Origin of the sequence: Brachybacterium sp. ACRRE (genome assembly GCF_022346485.1) — a bacterium.
Lineage (GTDB): Bacteria > Actinomycetota > Actinomycetes > Actinomycetales > Dermabacteraceae > Brachybacterium > Brachybacterium halotolerans.
The window spans coordinates 1-1,127 of record NZ_JAKRMO010000132.1 but is presented as its reverse complement, the minus strand read 5'-3'; the positions used below and the strand labels follow the sequence as shown (position 1 = coordinate 1,127).

At 65.7% G+C, this 1,127-nt stretch carries 2 protein-coding genes; one reads left to right on the top strand and one right to left on the bottom strand.

What is annotated here, in order from left to right:
* On the top strand, positions 1-415 hold a 415-nt coding region (locus MHY49_RS18925), incomplete at its 5' end, for a rhodanese-like domain-containing protein (RefSeq protein ID WP_239206801.1).
* Positions 416-603: 188 nt separating this feature from the next.
* Here the strand turns inward: MHY49_RS18925 and MHY49_RS18920 are convergent.
* Positions 604-1,017, bottom strand: a complete 414-nt coding sequence (locus MHY49_RS18920; protein WP_239206799.1) for a DUF302 domain-containing protein — start codon at positions 1,015-1,017, stop codon at positions 604-606.
* Positions 1,018-1,127: the final 110 nt, after the last annotated feature.

Sequence of the window (1,127 nt, the reverse complement as noted above, 5' to 3'; positions counted from 1 at the left end):
AACACGTCCCGACTGCATGAAACTCTCGACTACCGCACCCCCGCAGCGGTCGAAGCGTCCTACACTCACCCCACGACGACCGCGCCCGCCTAACCACGGAACGAAACCCAGGGCGCTTCACCGGCGCTCGGTTGGCTATGAAACAGCCGATAGCCCGGAGGGCGAAGCGATCCTGGACGTGCGTCACACCGGGGAGCACCAGTCGTCGCATATCGACGGCGCAGTCAACACCCCGTTGCAGGAGCTGCTCGCTCGTCTGGATGGGGTTCCGCCTGGCCGACGGTGGGTTCACTGCGGGTCGGGCTACCGCGCCGGAGTGGGCGCAAGCCTGCTCAAGCGCGAAGGCTGCGAGGTGGTGCAAATTGTCGGCAGCTTCGATGACGCCGCCGGAGCCTGCCTGCCCATGGCCCGCTGACCAAGCGCCACAGGCATGGATGGCGCTGGAAGTCATCGCTGCCTGCATGGTCGGACTACTGGAGGAGGCCCTCAGCTTCCGGTAGATGCCAACGTGGTCCTTGTGAAGCCCCCAGGTGTTCTGCGGGTGGGCACTATCAGCGGATGAGCCAGTGCTCGGGACAACTCGACAGGGAGGGCTCAGGGACGTCAGGCGGAGCGGCGCAACGCCGCCAGGGCGCCCTGCAGTCGACTGTCGGCGTCGTCGGCTACCGCGCGGACGTGGTCACTGTCGCTGAGCTGGACCATGACCTTCGGATCCATCGCCTCGACGATGCTGTGACCGTCGTCGGCCCCGCGCCGGACGATCACGTTGCAGGGCAGGAGAGCGCCAAGCTGCGGCTCTGCCGCGAGAGCTCGACGAGCGAGGCCTGGATTACACGCACCGAGGATGATGTAGTCGCCGATCTCCTCGGCCGCGTCGGCGTCGAGCTTCTTCTCGAACGTGGCCCGCATGTCGATTTCGGTGATGATCCCGAATCCCTGCTCGGACAGTGCTGCGCGCACGCGCCCGACGGCCTGCGCGTATGGCTGGTCGAGGGTGAGGTGATGGGTGTAGGTCATCGTCTTCTCCTTCGGGTCGTCGTGCCGGACCCCGATCATCTCGGGATTCGGGGTCTCAGGCCAGGGTCAAAAACAGCTTCTCGAGCTCCTTGCGGTCCAGATCCTTGTCC